Annotated in this window: 13 protein-coding genes; 7 read left to right on the forward strand and 6 right to left on the reverse strand. The window is 68.2% G+C overall.

Annotated elements, in window-relative coordinates:
• Positions 1–181 precede the first annotated feature (181 nt).
• The 4 genes from DJ81_RS03445 to DJ81_RS03460 all read left to right on the forward strand — a co-directional run bounded on the left by DJ81_RS03445 (position 182) and on the right by DJ81_RS03460 (position 3,783).
• On the forward strand, positions 182–895 hold the full coding sequence (locus tag DJ81_RS03445; protein ID WP_094588459.1) for an HAD family hydrolase: 714 nt from the start codon (positions 182–184) through the stop codon (positions 893–895).
• On the forward strand, positions 892–1,566 hold the full coding sequence (locus DJ81_RS03450; protein ID WP_094522214.1) for a class II aldolase/adducin family protein: 675 nt from the start codon (positions 892–894) through the stop codon (positions 1,564–1,566). Before DJ81_RS03445 ends, DJ81_RS03450 begins: the two co-directional genes overlap by 4 nt.
• A gap of 76 nt (positions 1,567–1,642) precedes the next feature.
• The gene (locus tag DJ81_RS03455; protein WP_094588461.1) at positions 1,643–2,614 is read left to right on the forward strand and encodes a ribose 1,5-bisphosphate isomerase; all 972 of its coding nucleotides are present in this window, start codon (positions 1,643–1,645) and stop codon (positions 2,612–2,614) included.
• Positions 2,611–3,783: a carbohydrate kinase family protein gene (locus DJ81_RS03460; RefSeq protein ID WP_094588530.1), complete on the forward strand. Its 1,173-nt coding sequence runs from the start codon at positions 2,611–2,613 to the stop codon at positions 3,781–3,783. The genes DJ81_RS03455 and DJ81_RS03460 overlap by 4 nt, the downstream gene beginning before the upstream one ends.
• A 23-nt stretch (positions 3,784–3,806) precedes the next feature.
• On the opposite strand, the gene DJ81_RS03465 is transcribed toward DJ81_RS03460, so the two are convergent.
• Positions 3,807–4,985 carry a hypothetical protein gene (locus tag DJ81_RS03465; RefSeq protein ID WP_094522212.1) on the reverse strand — a complete coding sequence of 393 codons (1,179 nt, stop codon included), beginning with the start codon at positions 4,983–4,985 and terminating at the stop codon, positions 3,807–3,809.
• 72 nt (positions 4,986–5,057) lie between these two features.
• Entirely contained in the window at positions 5,058–6,143 is a 1,086-nt protein-coding gene (locus DJ81_RS03470; protein WP_094588463.1) for an asparaginase, read from the reverse strand.
• Positions 6,144–6,398: 255 nt separating this feature from the next.
• On the opposite strand from DJ81_RS03470, the gene DJ81_RS03475 reads away from it, so the two are divergent.
• The 3 genes from DJ81_RS03475 (at position 6,399) to DJ81_RS03485 (ending at position 9,391) form a co-directional block, all read left to right on the forward strand.
• Positions 6,399–6,620 carry a hypothetical protein gene (locus tag DJ81_RS03475; protein ID WP_094522210.1) on the forward strand — a complete coding sequence of 74 codons (222 nt, stop codon included), beginning with the start codon at positions 6,399–6,401 and terminating at the stop codon, positions 6,618–6,620.
• A 162-nt stretch (positions 6,621–6,782) separates the two neighbouring features.
• On the forward strand, positions 6,783–8,441 hold the full coding sequence (locus tag DJ81_RS03480) for a DUF255 domain-containing protein (protein ID WP_094588465.1): 1,659 nt from the start codon (positions 6,783–6,785) through the stop codon (positions 8,439–8,441).
• Positions 8,442–8,584: 143 nt separating this feature from the next.
• A complete protein-coding gene (locus DJ81_RS03485) occupies positions 8,585–9,391 on the forward strand; it encodes a TrmB family transcriptional regulator (protein WP_094527227.1) in 807 nt (268 codons plus the stop codon).
• Positions 9,392–9,532: 141 nt separating this feature from the next.
• Here DJ81_RS03485 and DJ81_RS03490 read toward each other — a convergent pair whose 3' ends face one another.
• From DJ81_RS03490 to DJ81_RS03505, 4 genes are all read right to left on the reverse strand, one after another.
• On the reverse strand, positions 9,533–9,739 hold the full coding sequence (locus DJ81_RS03490) for a cold-shock protein (protein WP_094522207.1): 207 nt from the start codon (positions 9,737–9,739) through the stop codon (positions 9,533–9,535).
• A gap of 178 nt (positions 9,740–9,917) precedes the next feature.
• A complete protein-coding gene (mptA, locus tag DJ81_RS03495) occupies positions 9,918–10,847 on the reverse strand; it encodes a GTP cyclohydrolase MptA (RefSeq protein WP_094588467.1) in 930 nt (309 codons plus the stop codon).
• Between the two features lie 472 nt (positions 10,848–11,319).
• Entirely contained in the window at positions 11,320–12,243 is a 924-nt protein-coding gene (locus tag DJ81_RS03500; RefSeq protein WP_094588469.1) for a DUF2334 domain-containing protein, read from the reverse strand.
• Positions 12,237–13,640, reverse strand: a complete 1,404-nt coding sequence (locus DJ81_RS03505) for a glycosyltransferase family 2 protein (RefSeq protein ID WP_170938232.1) — start codon at positions 13,638–13,640, stop codon at positions 12,237–12,239. The genes DJ81_RS03500 and DJ81_RS03505 overlap by 7 nt, the downstream gene beginning before the upstream one ends.
• Positions 13,641–14,064 lie beyond the last annotated feature (424 nt).

Below are 14,064 nucleotides of genomic sequence, written 5' to 3' on the forward strand. Positions count from 1 at the left end.
CGCTGACGGACCCGAGCGAACAGCCGGCGCGGTCCCTCTCCGCGGCGGTGCGCCGGGCTCCCGCCTCGGCCGCCGCGGACGACGGCTCAGCTCACGGGCGCGCTGGCCGCGGTATCGCTTATAAATCGACGGAGCGACCGCGTCGAACCACGCTTAAGTCGCCGCCCGGCCGAGTGGGGGCATGAGCTACGAGGCCGTCTGTTTCGACCTCGACAACACCCTGTACCCGTATCCGCCCTGCAACGAGGCCGGCAAGCGGGCGGCGCTCGCGGCGTTCCGCGAGCGCGGGTACGAGATGGACCGCGAGGCGTTCGACGAGCTGTACGCGACCGCGCGACTGGAGGCGAAGCGCGAGACGGCCGGCACCGCAGCCTCTCACGACCGGCACATCTACTTCAAGCGCGCGCTCCGGCGCCACGCGGGCGAGCGGGACGCCGCGGCCGCGCTCGCGCTCGGCGACGCCTACTGGGAGGGGTACGCGTCCGAGATGCGGCTCTGTGACGGCGTGGAGTCGGTCTTCGACGCGCTCGCGGCGGCGGGGGTCGATGTCGCGGTCGTGACCAACCTCACGACCCGAGTCCAGCTGCAGAAGCTCGCTCGACTGGAGATCGACGACCGGATCGACCGGCTCGTCACCTCCGAGGAGGTGGGCCGCGAGAAGCCGAGCGCGCTGCCATTCACGACCGCCCTCGCGGCGTTCGACTGCCGGCCGAGCGAGGCGCTGATGGTCGGCGACAACGTCGACGCCGACGTCGCGGGCGCGAACGCGGTCGGGATGGACACCGCCCTGTTCGACGCCGGCGGCGACGCGCCGGCCGACGACGAGCTCCCGGAGCGGCGGCGACCGGACTACCGCCCGGACGCCTTCGCCGACCTGACGGAGGTGGCGCCGTGAGCTGGGACCCGACGGATCCCGACCCCGACCTGCTCCGCGACGCTCGCGAGTCCGTCGTCGAGTACGCGCCGGCGCTCGCCGGCCTGACGCCCGGCCGGACCGGGAACCTCAGCGTCCGCGACGGCGACGCGGTCGCGGTGACGCCGACGGGCGTGCCGTACGACTCCTTCGACGCCGACGACGTGCCGGTCGTCGGCCTCGACGGCGAGCGCCTGGCGGGCCGGATGGCACCGTCAAGCGAGGTGCCGATGCACACGGGGATTTACAAGCACGACCGGCCGGGCGCGATCGTCCACACCCACTCCCCGTGGGCGACGACGATGGCGACGCTCGGCCGGCGGCTCCCGCCGGTCCACTACATGATCGTCTCGGTGGGCCGGGAGGTGCCGCTCGCGGATTACGCGCCGTACGGGACCGAGGAACTGGCCGCGAACGTCGTCGCCGCGATGGCCGAGGCCGACTCCGACGCGGCGATCCTCGCGAACCACGGGCTGGTGGTGACCGGGCCGGACCTGGAGACCGCGGTCGAGAACACGCGCCACGTCGAGGACCTCTGCCGACTCTACCTCCGGGCGTCGGCGGTCGGCGAGCCCACCGTCCTCACCGACGACCAGCTGGCGACCGTCGAGGAGCGGTTCGAGAGCTACGGCCAGCAGCCGGACTCGGAGTAGGGCGGGACGCGGAGTGAGGCCGGACTCTCGGCCAGTCGCCCGGTTATATAAATACCCGGCCGGTTACCGGATCGATATGACCGAGCACGAGCCGGCGGCCGCGGTGCGCGAGACCGCCGAGGAGATCGCGACGATGGAGATCCGCGGGGCGGCGACCATCGCCTCCGCCGCCGCCGAGGCGCTCGCCGAGCAGGCGCGCGCGGCCGCGAAGAGCGGGCGGACCGCGAGCGACCCGACGGCGTTCCGCGCGTCGATGCGCTCCGCGGCCCGCGACCTCCGCGAGACCCGCCCCACGGCCGTCTCGCTGCCGAACGCCCTCCGGTACGTCCTCCAGCGGATGGAGGGCGACGACGTCGATCGGCTCCGCCGGAGCGTGGTCGACGCGAGCGAGGCGTTCGTCCGCCAGCTCGACCGCGCGCAGGAGGACCTCGGGCGGGTGGGCGCCAACCGCCTCGCCGACGGCGACACGGTGATGACGCACTGTCACTCGACCGACGCGCTCGCGTGCATCGAGGCGGCCGTCGAGCAGGGGAAGTCGATCTCGGCGGTCGTCAAGGAGACGCGTCCGCGACAGCAGGGCCACATCACCGCGGAACAGCTCCGCGACGCCGGGGTCCCGGTCACGCTCATCGTCGACTCCGCGGCCCGGCGCTACCTCGACGAGGTCGACCACGTCGTCGTGGGGGCCGACTCGATCGCCGCCGACGGGGGCGTGATCAACAAGATCGGCACCTCGGGGCTCGCGGTCAACGCCCGCGAGCGCGGCGTTCCGATCATGACCGCGGCCCAGACGATCAAGCTCCACCCGGAGACGCTGACGGGTCACACCGTCGAGATCGAAATGCGCGACGAGAGCGAGGTGATCGGGACCGAGGACCGCGAGGCGATCGGCGAGATCGCGGTCGAGAACCCCGCCTTCGACGTGACGCCGCCGCGGTACATGGACGCGATCGTCACCGAGCACGGGCAGTTCCCGCCGGAGAGCATCGTGACGCTCATGCGGGAGCTGTTCGGCGAGGGGGCCGCGGAGCCGTGGGCGGAGCCATGAGCGGGAACGGAGAGAGGAGCGGGAACGGAGAGAGGAGCGGGAACGGAGACGGGAGCGAGACCGGGCGCGACGACTGGGAGGAGGAGGTCGCGGAGTGGGACGAGGAGGTCTCCGAGTGGGAGTCAGACGACGCCGAACCGGGTGACGGCGCGGGAGCGCCGGGCGGATCCGGACCCGTCGGTACGGACCCCGACCTCTCGCCGGAGGAGTCGAGCCGCGTGCCGAAGGTGATCGCCGCGGGTCACATCAACTGGGACGTGACGGTCCACGTCGACCGACTGCCGGAGCCGGACGGCGAGACCCGGATCGAGCGGCTCGAACAGTCCGGGGGCGGCAGCGCCGCGAACGTCGCGGTCGGGCTCGTCGACCTCGGCGGGCAGTCCGTCGTCTACGGGAGCGTCGGCGGCGACGAGTCGGGCGCGCTCGCGCTCCGCGAGCTCGCGAGCGCCGGCGTCGACCCCGGCCAGGTGCTCGTCGACGCCGACGAGCCCACCTCGGTGAAGTACGTGATCGTCGACGGCGGCGGCGAGCTGCTGATGCTGGCGAACGACGGCGCCAACGAGTCGTTCACCGCGGCCGGGCTCGACCGCGACACCCTGACGGCGGCCGACCACCTCCACCTGACGGGACAGCAGCCGGAGACGGCGGCCGCGCTGGCGACCGCGGCGGGCGAGGCGGGCGCGACCCGCAGCTTCGACCCCGGGCGGCGCGTCGGGGACCGGGAGTTCGAGGCCGCGCTCCACGCGGCCGACGCCCTGTTTCTGAACGCTCGGGAGGCGGACGCGCTGGCCGACTCGACCGACATCGACCCGTGGGAGCCGACGGACCGCGTGGTCGCGATCAAGCTCGGGGACGAGGGCGCGACGGTCCGGACGCCGCACGGCGACGTCTCGCATCCCGGCTTCGACGTCGACCCGGTCGACACGGCCGGCGCCGGCGACGCCTTCGCGGCCGGATTCCTCGGCGCGGCCCTCCGTGAGCCCGACATCGTCGACGGCGGATTCTCGCACGACCCGCGCGACTACCAGGTGCCCCTGCTCGTCGGCAACGCCTGCGGCGCGGCCGCGGCCGAGACGGTGACCGCCCGCGCGAGCCTCTCGTGGGACCGGATCCGCGAGGTGATGGGCGAGTCGCCCGAGTCGGACCTCCTGATCGAAGTTCGGGCGTAGGCGACGGGACTGGAGCCGCCGAACTACCCCGCGTAGTCGAACGCGACCGCGAGGTCGTCGGCGCCCCAGAAGACGAACCGGTAACGGCCCGGGACGAGGTCGGGACAGACCCGGAGGTCGTCGGCGTGCGGACCGCCCTCGATCAGCCCCGCCTCGGTCAGCTCGAACTCCCAGGCGAGCGTCTCGCCCGGCCGGACGCCGATCGCCTCGTCGGTGTAGTCGAACGTCGTCCCCGCCTCGGCGCCGCGGATCTCCCTCCATCCCGACTCGGTCCGCAGTTCGAGGTTGTACTTCCCTCGGTTGCCGACGTAGGCCTCGTGTCCCGAGGCGTTGGTCAGTTCGATCCGGAGCTCGTCGCCGCGCTCGAACGCGGCGGCCGCGGCCCCGCCGTCGCCGTTCGGGTCAACGACGCGGAGTTCGAGGCCGTCGCCGTCCCCCCCGGCGCCGCCGCCGGTGCCCCACGACACGCCGTCCTCGTATACGGCGGGGTGGCGCTGGAAGTCGTCCGTCTCGCAGTCGAGCCCGGCGGGCACGGTCTCGGGGTCGCCGTCCGGGCGGACGTACCCGTCGAGTCGCTCCGGGTCGAGCACGCCGTCCTCGCCGCTCACCTCGCCCGTCTCGCCCCACCCGTCCGTGACCGATACCCGGATCGCGTCGGGGCGGGCGTCGGTCGCGACCCGGAGGAAGGCTCCGGAGAAGGTGATCGCCTCCCCGCAGGCGATCTCGTAACTCTCGGGCCCCTCGACGCTCGCGCTCGCGACGAGCGTCCCGTCCTCGACCGCGACGTCGGCGAACGAGATCCTGGCGTGACAGGTCGTCGGCCCGACCGACTCGACGTACGCGAGCGCCGACTCGTCGAAGTCGGTCGCCTCGACGAACGCGACCGTCTCTTCAGGCGCCTCCCGGAGCACCCACGCGGCGTCGCTCTCATCGGTGATCAGCGCGGCGAAGCCGCGGCGCTCCTCGCGGCTCCACGCCGGGCCCGAGAGGGCGCCGCCGACCTGATGCACCTCGGTCTCGGGGTCCGGATCGCTGTCGTCGTCGCCGTCACCGCCGTCACCCCCGTCTCCTCCGTCGGTACCGTCGCTCCCGTCTGCGCCGTCGCCGGCCCCCGGATCGCCTCCGCTCGTACAGCCGGCGAGCGCGGCGACGCCTCCGGCGCCGAGACCGCACAGGACCGTCCGCCGCGTGCGTCGGATCATGGCCGTCGCTACGCGGGACGCGCATAAGGGCTTCCCGTAGGCACAAACGCTTCTCTGTGCTATCTCCGGCGCTCAGACGCTCCCCGGCGTTCGGAACAGGTCGCCGAGGGCGACGCCCTCGGCGTCCCGCTCGCCGCGGTCGAGGCCGGCCGCGAGCCCGAGCCCGAGCGCGACCCGCGCCTTCGACGCCGGGAGCGGGCCGGCGAACGTCACGCCGCGCTCCGCCAGCGTGACCGCGCCCCCGGGCGTCCCGTACACCGGGTCGGTCGGTCCCGCCGGCGGGCGGCCGGCGACGACGACGGGCGTCTCCGGGAGGGCGTCGGCCACCGCGTCGCCGATCGCGGCGGTCGCGTTGCCGAGGCCGGTCCCCTCGATCACGAGCCCCCCGACGCCGGCGTCGACGGCGCGCTCGACCGCGCCGGCGCCGACTCCCGTTCCGGAGTGGACCACGGGGACCTCGGGGACGTCCTCGGCGCTTTCGATCGCGTCCGCGAGCGGGTCGACGCCGACCCCGCGCCGCGGCTCGCGGACGAGCCGCGACCCGGCGCGGGTGAACGTCGCGACCGGTCCGGCCCCCGGCGAGGTCATCGTCGAGAGCGCGTTGCTGTGGGCCTTGACGACGTCGCGGGCGGCGTGGAGCTCGTCGTCGAACGCGACGTGGACGCCCGGCGCGAACCGCGCGTCCGCGGCGGCCCGGACCGCGAGCGTCAGGTTCGCGGGCGCGTCGCTGGAGACCTCGTCGAGCCGGCGCTGGGCGCCCGTGACGACCACCGGCGCGTCGAGGTCGGTGAGGAGGTCGAGCGCGAAGGCGGTGTCCGCGAGCGTGTCGGTGCCGTGGGTGACGACGACGCCGTCGGCGCCCCCCGCGACCGCCTCGCGCGCCGCGTCCGCGGTCGCGAGCACGTCGCGCCACCGCACGTCGAACCCCGGCTGCGAGCAGACCTCGCGGGCGCTCACGGTCGCGTACCGCTCGACGCCCGGGACCGCCGCGACGAGGTCGTCGCCGGTCTTCGCCGGCGCCGCGCCGCCGTCGTCCGGCTCGGACGCGATGGTGCCGCCGCAGGCGACGACGGCCACTCGCGGTTTCGCCCCGCCGTCGGCCGCGGTCCGTCCCCCGTTCCGCGCTCCGCGTTCCGCCGTCGGCTCCGTGTCCGTCATACCTCCCCGTTCTCCCGGAGGACCAAAGCGGTTGGTCCCGCGGCAGCCGCGCCGGACCCGGTGCCGATCGGGGGCGACCGGCGGTCGTCCGCTCGGCTCTCGCGATCACGAGAGAAAAGGATTAGAGAGACGTATAAACGGTTAAAATGATTTTGTGCCCGTGTTAAAACGTTCGTAACCCGTCGAGAAACGTGGTGAAATTCCCCGAACCCTCTGCTGGATATATGGGGTCCCCAGACATACACGAAACTGTCAATGTCTATCCCCGCCCCCACGCGCCTCGCCTCCGGCCGACAGGTCGCCGGGCTGATGACCGGCACCCTGAAAGCCGCCGCCTTCTGGGCCGCGATCGCCATCCCTGCCACGTACCCCGCCCTGCTGTACTCGGGGCTCGACGGCGGCACCGGACGGCTGTTCGTCGCCCTGCTGTTCGCGAACGCGCTGGCGCTCGCGCTCGGCCACGACTACAAGCGCTGACCGCGGACCGGCAGCGCCGAGGCGTCGCCCTCCAGACGCACCGAACCGTCCGACCACGCCCTCCCTCCCGCGCCGTCATTTGACTGCCGTCATCGCGTTCGCCGCCGTCGGCCTCCCGTCCGGTCTCGAAGCGCTTACCCACGGGCCGACCCGACCTCCCGTATGACCGACGAGACGCACGTCGAGTGGCGCGACTGGGGGCCCGAGGCGTTCGCCGAAGCCGACGAGCGGGACTGTCCGGTGCTCCTCTCGCTGTCCGCCACCTGGTGTGAGGGCTGTCACGAGATGGACGCCGTCACGTACGCCGAGCCCCGGATCGCCGCCAACGTCAACGAGGGGTTCGTCCCGGTCCGCGTCGACGTCGACCGTCTCCCGCGCGTGCGAGAGCGGTACAACATGGGCGGGTTTCCGACCACGGCGTTCCTCACGCCCGACGGCGAACTGCTCACCGGCGCGGGCTACCTCGACGTCGACGGGATGCGGCAGGTGCTGGAGTCCGTCCGCCAGATGTGGGCCGATAAGGGGCGCTCGGGGGGGAGAGTGCCGCGCGCGCTCGACGCCGACCTCCCGCCCCGCGGGGAGCTGACCGACGCGATCGAGAGCCACCTCGCCGGGCAGGTGGAGGTGAAGTACGACGAGGAGCACGCCGGCTGGGGGACGGACGCGAAGTTCCCGCTTCCCCGCACCGTCGAGTTCGCGCTGAAGCGCGACCGCGATCGCGCCCTCCGGACGCTCGACGCGGTTCGCGACCACCTCGCCGACGACGTCGCCGGCGGCTTCTTCCGGTTCGCCGGGACCCGCGACTGGGGCGACGTCGCCTACGAAAAGCCGATCGACACGAACGCGGCGGTCACGCGCGCGTTCGCGAACGCCTACCTCTACACCGGCGACGAGGCGTACCTGGGGCCCGCGACCGACGCGGTCGACTTCCTCACCGACGACCTCTGGACCGGCTACGGCGTCGGCGGGAGCCTCGGGCCCGGGCTCGGTCGCGCCTACTACGCCGCGCCCGCCGACGACCGCGCGGATCTCGACCCGCCCCGCCGCGACCTCACCGTCTTCGCGGGCGGGAACGCGCTCGCGGCCGACGCGTTGCTCGCGGTCGCCGCGTACACCGACGACGAGCGTGCCCGCGAGTACGCCGACCGGATCCTCGACGGTCTCGAACGCGACCTGATCGACGCCGACACCGGCGAGGTGACCCGCTACCGCGGCAGCGACGAGGTCGGCGAGTCGGACTTGCTCGACGACGTCGCTCGCGTCGTGAGCGCGTACGTGCGGGCGGTCGGCGTTCTCGGTGATGGAGCCGACGTCGCCCGCGCGGTCGCGGACCGAGCGATCGATCGACTTCACGTGGACGGCTCCTTCGTCGACGGACCGCGGTCGGGGCCGGGCCTGCTCGACCGCCCCTTCCGTCCCCTCGACGGCAACGTCGAGATGGCGACCGCGCTACTCGACTTGGCCGCGCTGACCGGCGAGGACCGCTACCGCGAGGTCGCCCGCGAGACCGCGGCGTCGTTCGCCGGGGCCACGGAGCGGCTTGGCATGCAGGTCGCCGGTTATGGGAGCCTCGTCGGGCGCCTGCTCCGCGGCACCACCCTTATGGCGGTCGGCGACGAGCCGGGGAGCGACCTCCACCGCGCGGCCTGGCGAGTCGCGGACCACGAGAAGGTCGTCGCCCCGAACGCCCACGCGGAGGGGTCGCCGGCGCCGCGGTCGGTCCCCGCGGGGTCGGCGCTTGTCGTCGCCGGCGACGCGGTCTCCGAGCCGGCGGAAACGCCGGACGAGTTGATGCGGCGAGTCGCCGAGACCGCGGAGTAGGACGCGGTATCCGTCGTTGTCGTCCGCCTTCGGTCGTCTGCGTCGATTCGATCGATCGTCCGGTAGCCGCGGAGCGCCGCTCACCACCGCACCCGCGTGTAAACGGGCGACGTGTTTATGTCAATGCCGCGTGATCGGATGGTATGGCATCTCTCCGGGATCTGGGGCTCTCCGAGTACGAGGCGCGCGCCTACCGCGCGCTGCTGCGCACCGGGCCGACGACCGCGAAGGACCTCTCGCGGGCCAGCGAGGTCCCCATGGGACGCGTGTACGACGTGCTCAACAGCTTGGAGCAGCACAACCTCGTCCGGAGCCAGGCCGCCAGTCGGCCGAAGAAGTACGCGGCGGTCGAGCCCGACGCCGCGCTCGACCGCCTGCTCGACGAGAAGAAACGCGAGCTGGAGACGCAGGTGGAGCAGTACGAGGAGGTGGTCGCGGACCTCTCGACGGAGCTCGACGCGGGGGAGCCGGTGGACGGCCAGTTCTGGACCGCGGCCGTCGGCGCGGAGGAGGCGACGGACCTCCTCTTAGAGCGGATCGCGGCCGCCGAGCGCCGGATGGTCGTCGTCGTCGGGGCGCCCGCGACCGGCTTCGACCTCGGCACGATCGGCGAACAGGTGGCCGCCGAGTTGGAGTCGGCACTGGAGCGTGGCGTCGAGATACGGGTGTTGCTGTCGCCGGAGACGGTCGATGCGCTGCCGCGGAGCGTCGGTCGGCGGTACACCGCGGAGCTCTCCAACATGGAGGGGTTCGAGGTCCGAACGACCGCGGGCGTCGACGGCACGTTCAACGTGTTCGACGGGATCGAGGTGTGCATCGAAGTGCCGCACCCGCTCTCGGGGGACGAGCCGTTCGCGATGATCGACGTGAAGGACGCGGAGTTCGCGACGAGCGTGAGCGAGGAGTTCGAGCCGCGGTGGGCGGAGTCGGATCCGCTGTCGTTCGGGTGAGTCGGCTCTACTCACGACTCACCGACGCACTCTGATCTAGCTCCGGTCAATACAACACGGACAGCGACCGCTGACTAGGCGTGTGAGCGTCTGGAAAAACAGACTTCCGGCCATCGCTGCAAACGAGGGCAGAAGTAGTCGTTAGTTGCGGACGAGGTTCGTCGCGCGAGGTCCCTTGGGAGACGATTCGATGTCGAACTCGATCTCCTGACCCTCTTCGAGGTCCGGACCGCCAACATCCTCCATGTGGAAGAACACGTCCTCGTCGTCGTCGAGATCGCCGTCGTCAGTCGAAATGAAACCGTAGCCGCCAGTATCGTTGAAGAAATCAACTTTTCCGTTTGCCATTGCAATCAAACGTACAGTCCTTTGGGGCATAACGCTTCCGAACGTCACGGTACCACGGCTCTCGATTTACCTCGTACTTTTCAGTGATCAACTGTTTCGGACGAAACGCGTCCGAAGAAGGGGAGCGCAGCAGAGCCGGGACCCCATGACCGTTCCGCGAGCGAGGGCCAGTCTGCGCCTACCGCGCGTTTAGCTCGGCCCGCAGGTTGCCCATCGTGACCTCGCGCTCGGCGTGGGCGTTGTGCTGGTGGATCGACTCGTCGTTCGACTGCTTCATGCGGATCACGGCGTCGTCCGGGAGGTGGTCGAACTCCTCGACCGTCCCCTCGGCGAGCGCGCGGACGCAGTCCTCGACGAACTTCGCGTCGGCGTGGGCCTCGTAGGTCATGTGGTCCTCGTCGGGGCGCTTCGCCATGTTGTAGATCCGCGCGCTCATCGAGTCGCGGGCGACGTCGATCAGGTCGCGGAGGTCGAGGTCGGGGTGGCCGTCGGTGGTGACGGTGAGCGTCGCGTGGCCGCGCTGAGAGTGGCCCGGCTGCGGGACGGCGTCGAGGAACTCCTCGGTCGTCTCCTCGTCGACGCCGAGGTCGGCGAGCTTCTCGCGGGCGCGCGACTCGCTCATCCCCTGCGAGCAGGGGCAGACGGTCATCCCGGTGACCTCCGCGCCGATCTCCTCGCGGGTGCCCGCCTCGGTCGCCGTCGCGCTGGCGACGATCGTCGACGTGCTCTGCGTCTCGATCCCGGACGCCGGCGTGTCCTCGCGGGTGACGAGCTCCGCGGTCATCGACACCTCGGCCGTGCTGGTGTAGTCGTGCTTCTCAAGGAGTCGCTCGGCGGCGTCCCCGCAGACGTCCTCGACGCGGTACGCCTCCTCGCGGGTGATCTCTTCGAGGATCTCGTCGACCGTCGCGAGGTTCCGAGACATGTCGATCCCCTTGCGTCCGCTCGGGAGGTCGACGAACACTTCGAACTCCGCCATGAGAACGATGGGGCGTTTGTCCCCGCGGGCGAGCTTGACGAGCTTCTCCACGCCGGTGACGCCGACCTGCGAGAGCCCGACGGTGACGTCGGGTGCCGACGCCTGCACGTCCGGCAACTGGTGACTCATTATAAACACGTTAGGGAACTCCCGGGATTAGCACTTTCGATAGGGGGTCTTCCATAGGGTACTTTTCGCGCCCGTCGCGAGGGGTCTCTCGACCATCGGCCGGCGGGAAGCTGAGCGCCGGGCTCCGTTGAACTCCGCAGAGAATGACAGTTGCCGGTCGCTGAATACAGAGGATGAGTGCAGCATGACGATTCTGTTTGTTTCTCACCGAAAGGAGTGAACCATCCGCTCACTACACATGCGAAGTGCACAGCACCTTTGTACATCGACACGGTAATATTGTCGATCCAAATCCACGTTTTATCTCCTCCGACACAACGGTACTGCTCCGCTCAATCCGTCGCTGGATTGAACCTGGCGCCATCGGTGACAAGCCCGTCCATATCTGAGAGGATGCAAGGACGTGCAAAAACGCGCTCATTTGTGTGTTCATATGGCGGCTCGGATGCGAGATACAATTGTACCACCACCACTATGCTATCGATGGATCGTACTCCCACCCTTCTTCGACACGTTCGATTGTTCCATCCAGATAGGCATTCCCGAACGCAGTTAGCGTCATGAATCCGACACCATCCCTATTTATGTGGCGGAGCAACGAACGCAACTGATCTAATCGTTCATTCGTCGTGAAGTGCTGGTAGTGCATCATCTGGATGTACAAGTCACCTTCCGCGTACACACGGTCGAATGCTGCAATCATATCCTCAAGCGAATAAAACGCGGCCGTCTCCCAATCCGATACAAACGCGTGAGTTTGGGGAATATGGAGGGCACCCCCTGCGGTAAATGGAATGTCCGCTATGTCAAAGTAGTCCCGGGTAAACCAATCCCCGCCCGATACGATTGGGATCTCAGCATCAACCAGTTCAACAACCGTGGTCTGGTCGTACGTGTTGAACGGAGGAATGAAGGTATCGATCGGCTCGTCTACACAGTCCTCGAGTATTGCGATACCATCCCGAATGCGTTGGCCCTGCTCGTCAGCTGGTAGACCGCCGAACTCACTTTGGCCGCGGAAGTCAGTTTCCGCCTCGTGAGCATAGCCGTGCAGGCTAACATCGAAGAGGCCTGGATGCGCGGTCGACGTATTGCGAACGTACTCACAAAACGCATCGGCTTCGTCTAATGGCGTCCCCCTCGACGGGATCACACCATGCGTCACTGGCACCTGCTCACCGATGAAAATCTCGTTTACAGCCTTGAGCGCGTCCATCGCGTATCCCGGAGCCGGATCGTCGTTGCGCATAATGACGATTAGGTCGTACGTCCCCGGCTCGAGACGATACGGTTCAGCGGAGGGTGTATCCTCGTCGCTTCCATCCGATAATCCTAGGCAGCCACACGAACTCGCAGCCACCGCCGAAGCCAGGAGTGCACGTCGTGTTATCACCATTCTTCCTCCCGACCGCGAAGGACCTTCCACACCGAAATGGCGAGGTTTGTGTCGAGCACATTCTTATAGCCCACGAAGAACAGTGGAGCGTACCCGAGTAACCTGATATCGAGATCATCCATCGCGACCGGAACCCACAGCAGCAATACCGTCAAGAACAGGAAGAATAGGGCGGTCGCGAGCACGTAGCCGGTGGGCCCAAACACGAGCATCCAAAAGACCGCCGCGATAACGATAATACTCACGAGCGGGATCAAGACCGTTGAGAGCAATCTCACAGGGATCACGAATCCGTGGAGAAATCCATACGCGGGCTTCGAACAGACATCACGGTGCTTGAGGAGCGTCTCCACGTTGCCACCGAACCATCGACGACGCTGCCGCCAGAAGGACCTCCAGTCAGTCGGTACGTATGTGCTCACCTTAGCGGGACTGTGGCGGGTCTTCCAGCCATCCCGAAGAATCTTCACGGTAATGTCGAAATCCTCCGTCTGGGTGTCCGGATCGAATCCCCAGACCCCATCGATCGCCTCGCGGCGAAACGCTGCAAGACACCCTGGCAACACCGGCACCACGTCGAAGAGGGAGTACACCCGGCGAAATGCCTGGATACTGAATGCGTACTCGAGTGCTTGCATTTTCGCCAGGTGGGAATCGTCATTCTCAACGTACACCGATCCGGCCAGACCGCCGATGTTGGGATCGGTTTGAAACTGTCCGACTAATGTGTCGATGGCGTCGGGGGTGACCAGACTATCGGCGTCTATCGAGACGATGATCTCGCCCGTGGCAAAGCAAAGTCCCATATTCAGTGCGGCGTGCTTCCCACCATTCTCTCGCTGAATTACATGCACGCGCTCGTTACCGTGGGTGGTAGCTCGCTCGTAGGTCCGGTCCTCGCTCCCATCATCAATTACGATCACCTCAAGACAATCCTCCGGATACGTCGACGCCAGTACGGCATCAATGCACTGCCCAATCGAATCCTCCTCGTTGTAGGCCGGGATGAGCACGCTCACATAGGGAAATGGTTCAGAAGCCGGAGGGACCGATGGCTCTTGGTGATACTGATACACGGCAAGCGGCATGATCACCCAGGTCTGTAGCGCGAACAGAAACAAGGCAGTGATGAAGACGACCGTTAAAACGGGCACCCAGCCAAAGAGGGCTGCGATGGGTCCGGCCACAGCCACCCCAAATATCATCAATCCCCAGCACGGAATTCGGTCATGTTTCCGAAATCGTCCTGTTTTCTCAATGTATCCGATCACTCCACCGAGTCCCAAAGCAAAAAGAACGATCCACGGAATCAGCTCTCGCGTAAAGAGGACCGACTGATCGAGGAGTACAAGACTTCCCAGAAGCAGAATCCCCCCGAGCACGAGCCACCGTGGCACCGGCACGCGCCACGCGAGAAAACGAAACAGGCGACGCGGCCACGCACGAATGCTCAACATTACACCGCTCACAATCAGACTCAACAAGGTACAGAGTGCGAGTAAACGCCAAGGTAGTAGTAGGGTTCCAACCCAGAACCCAGCCACGAGAGTTGTGAGTGCAGCAAGTGTCCGTAAGTCCAGTGTACCGCTCATGTCTAATTTGAGTCGGTCCACGTCCGATCGGGCAGTTTGCCACAGCTACCGCAAATGCGGACCGATCCGACTCGTGGCATAGACTTGAGTGATGTCGTCTGTTCGTCACATTTTGGGCATTGGTCGCCCGGTTCGATCGTCGAGGTGAACCCGTCGGCCGTCACGTACCCGCATGGCCGATGCTCACGGACGACAGCCATCACATCCACGGAATCGTCACACTCCTCAC

It is taken from the genome of Halorubrum sp. Hd13, from assembly GCF_002252755.1.
In the GTDB taxonomy this organism is placed as follows: Archaea; Halobacteriota; Halobacteria; order Halobacteriales; family Haloferacaceae; genus Halorubrum.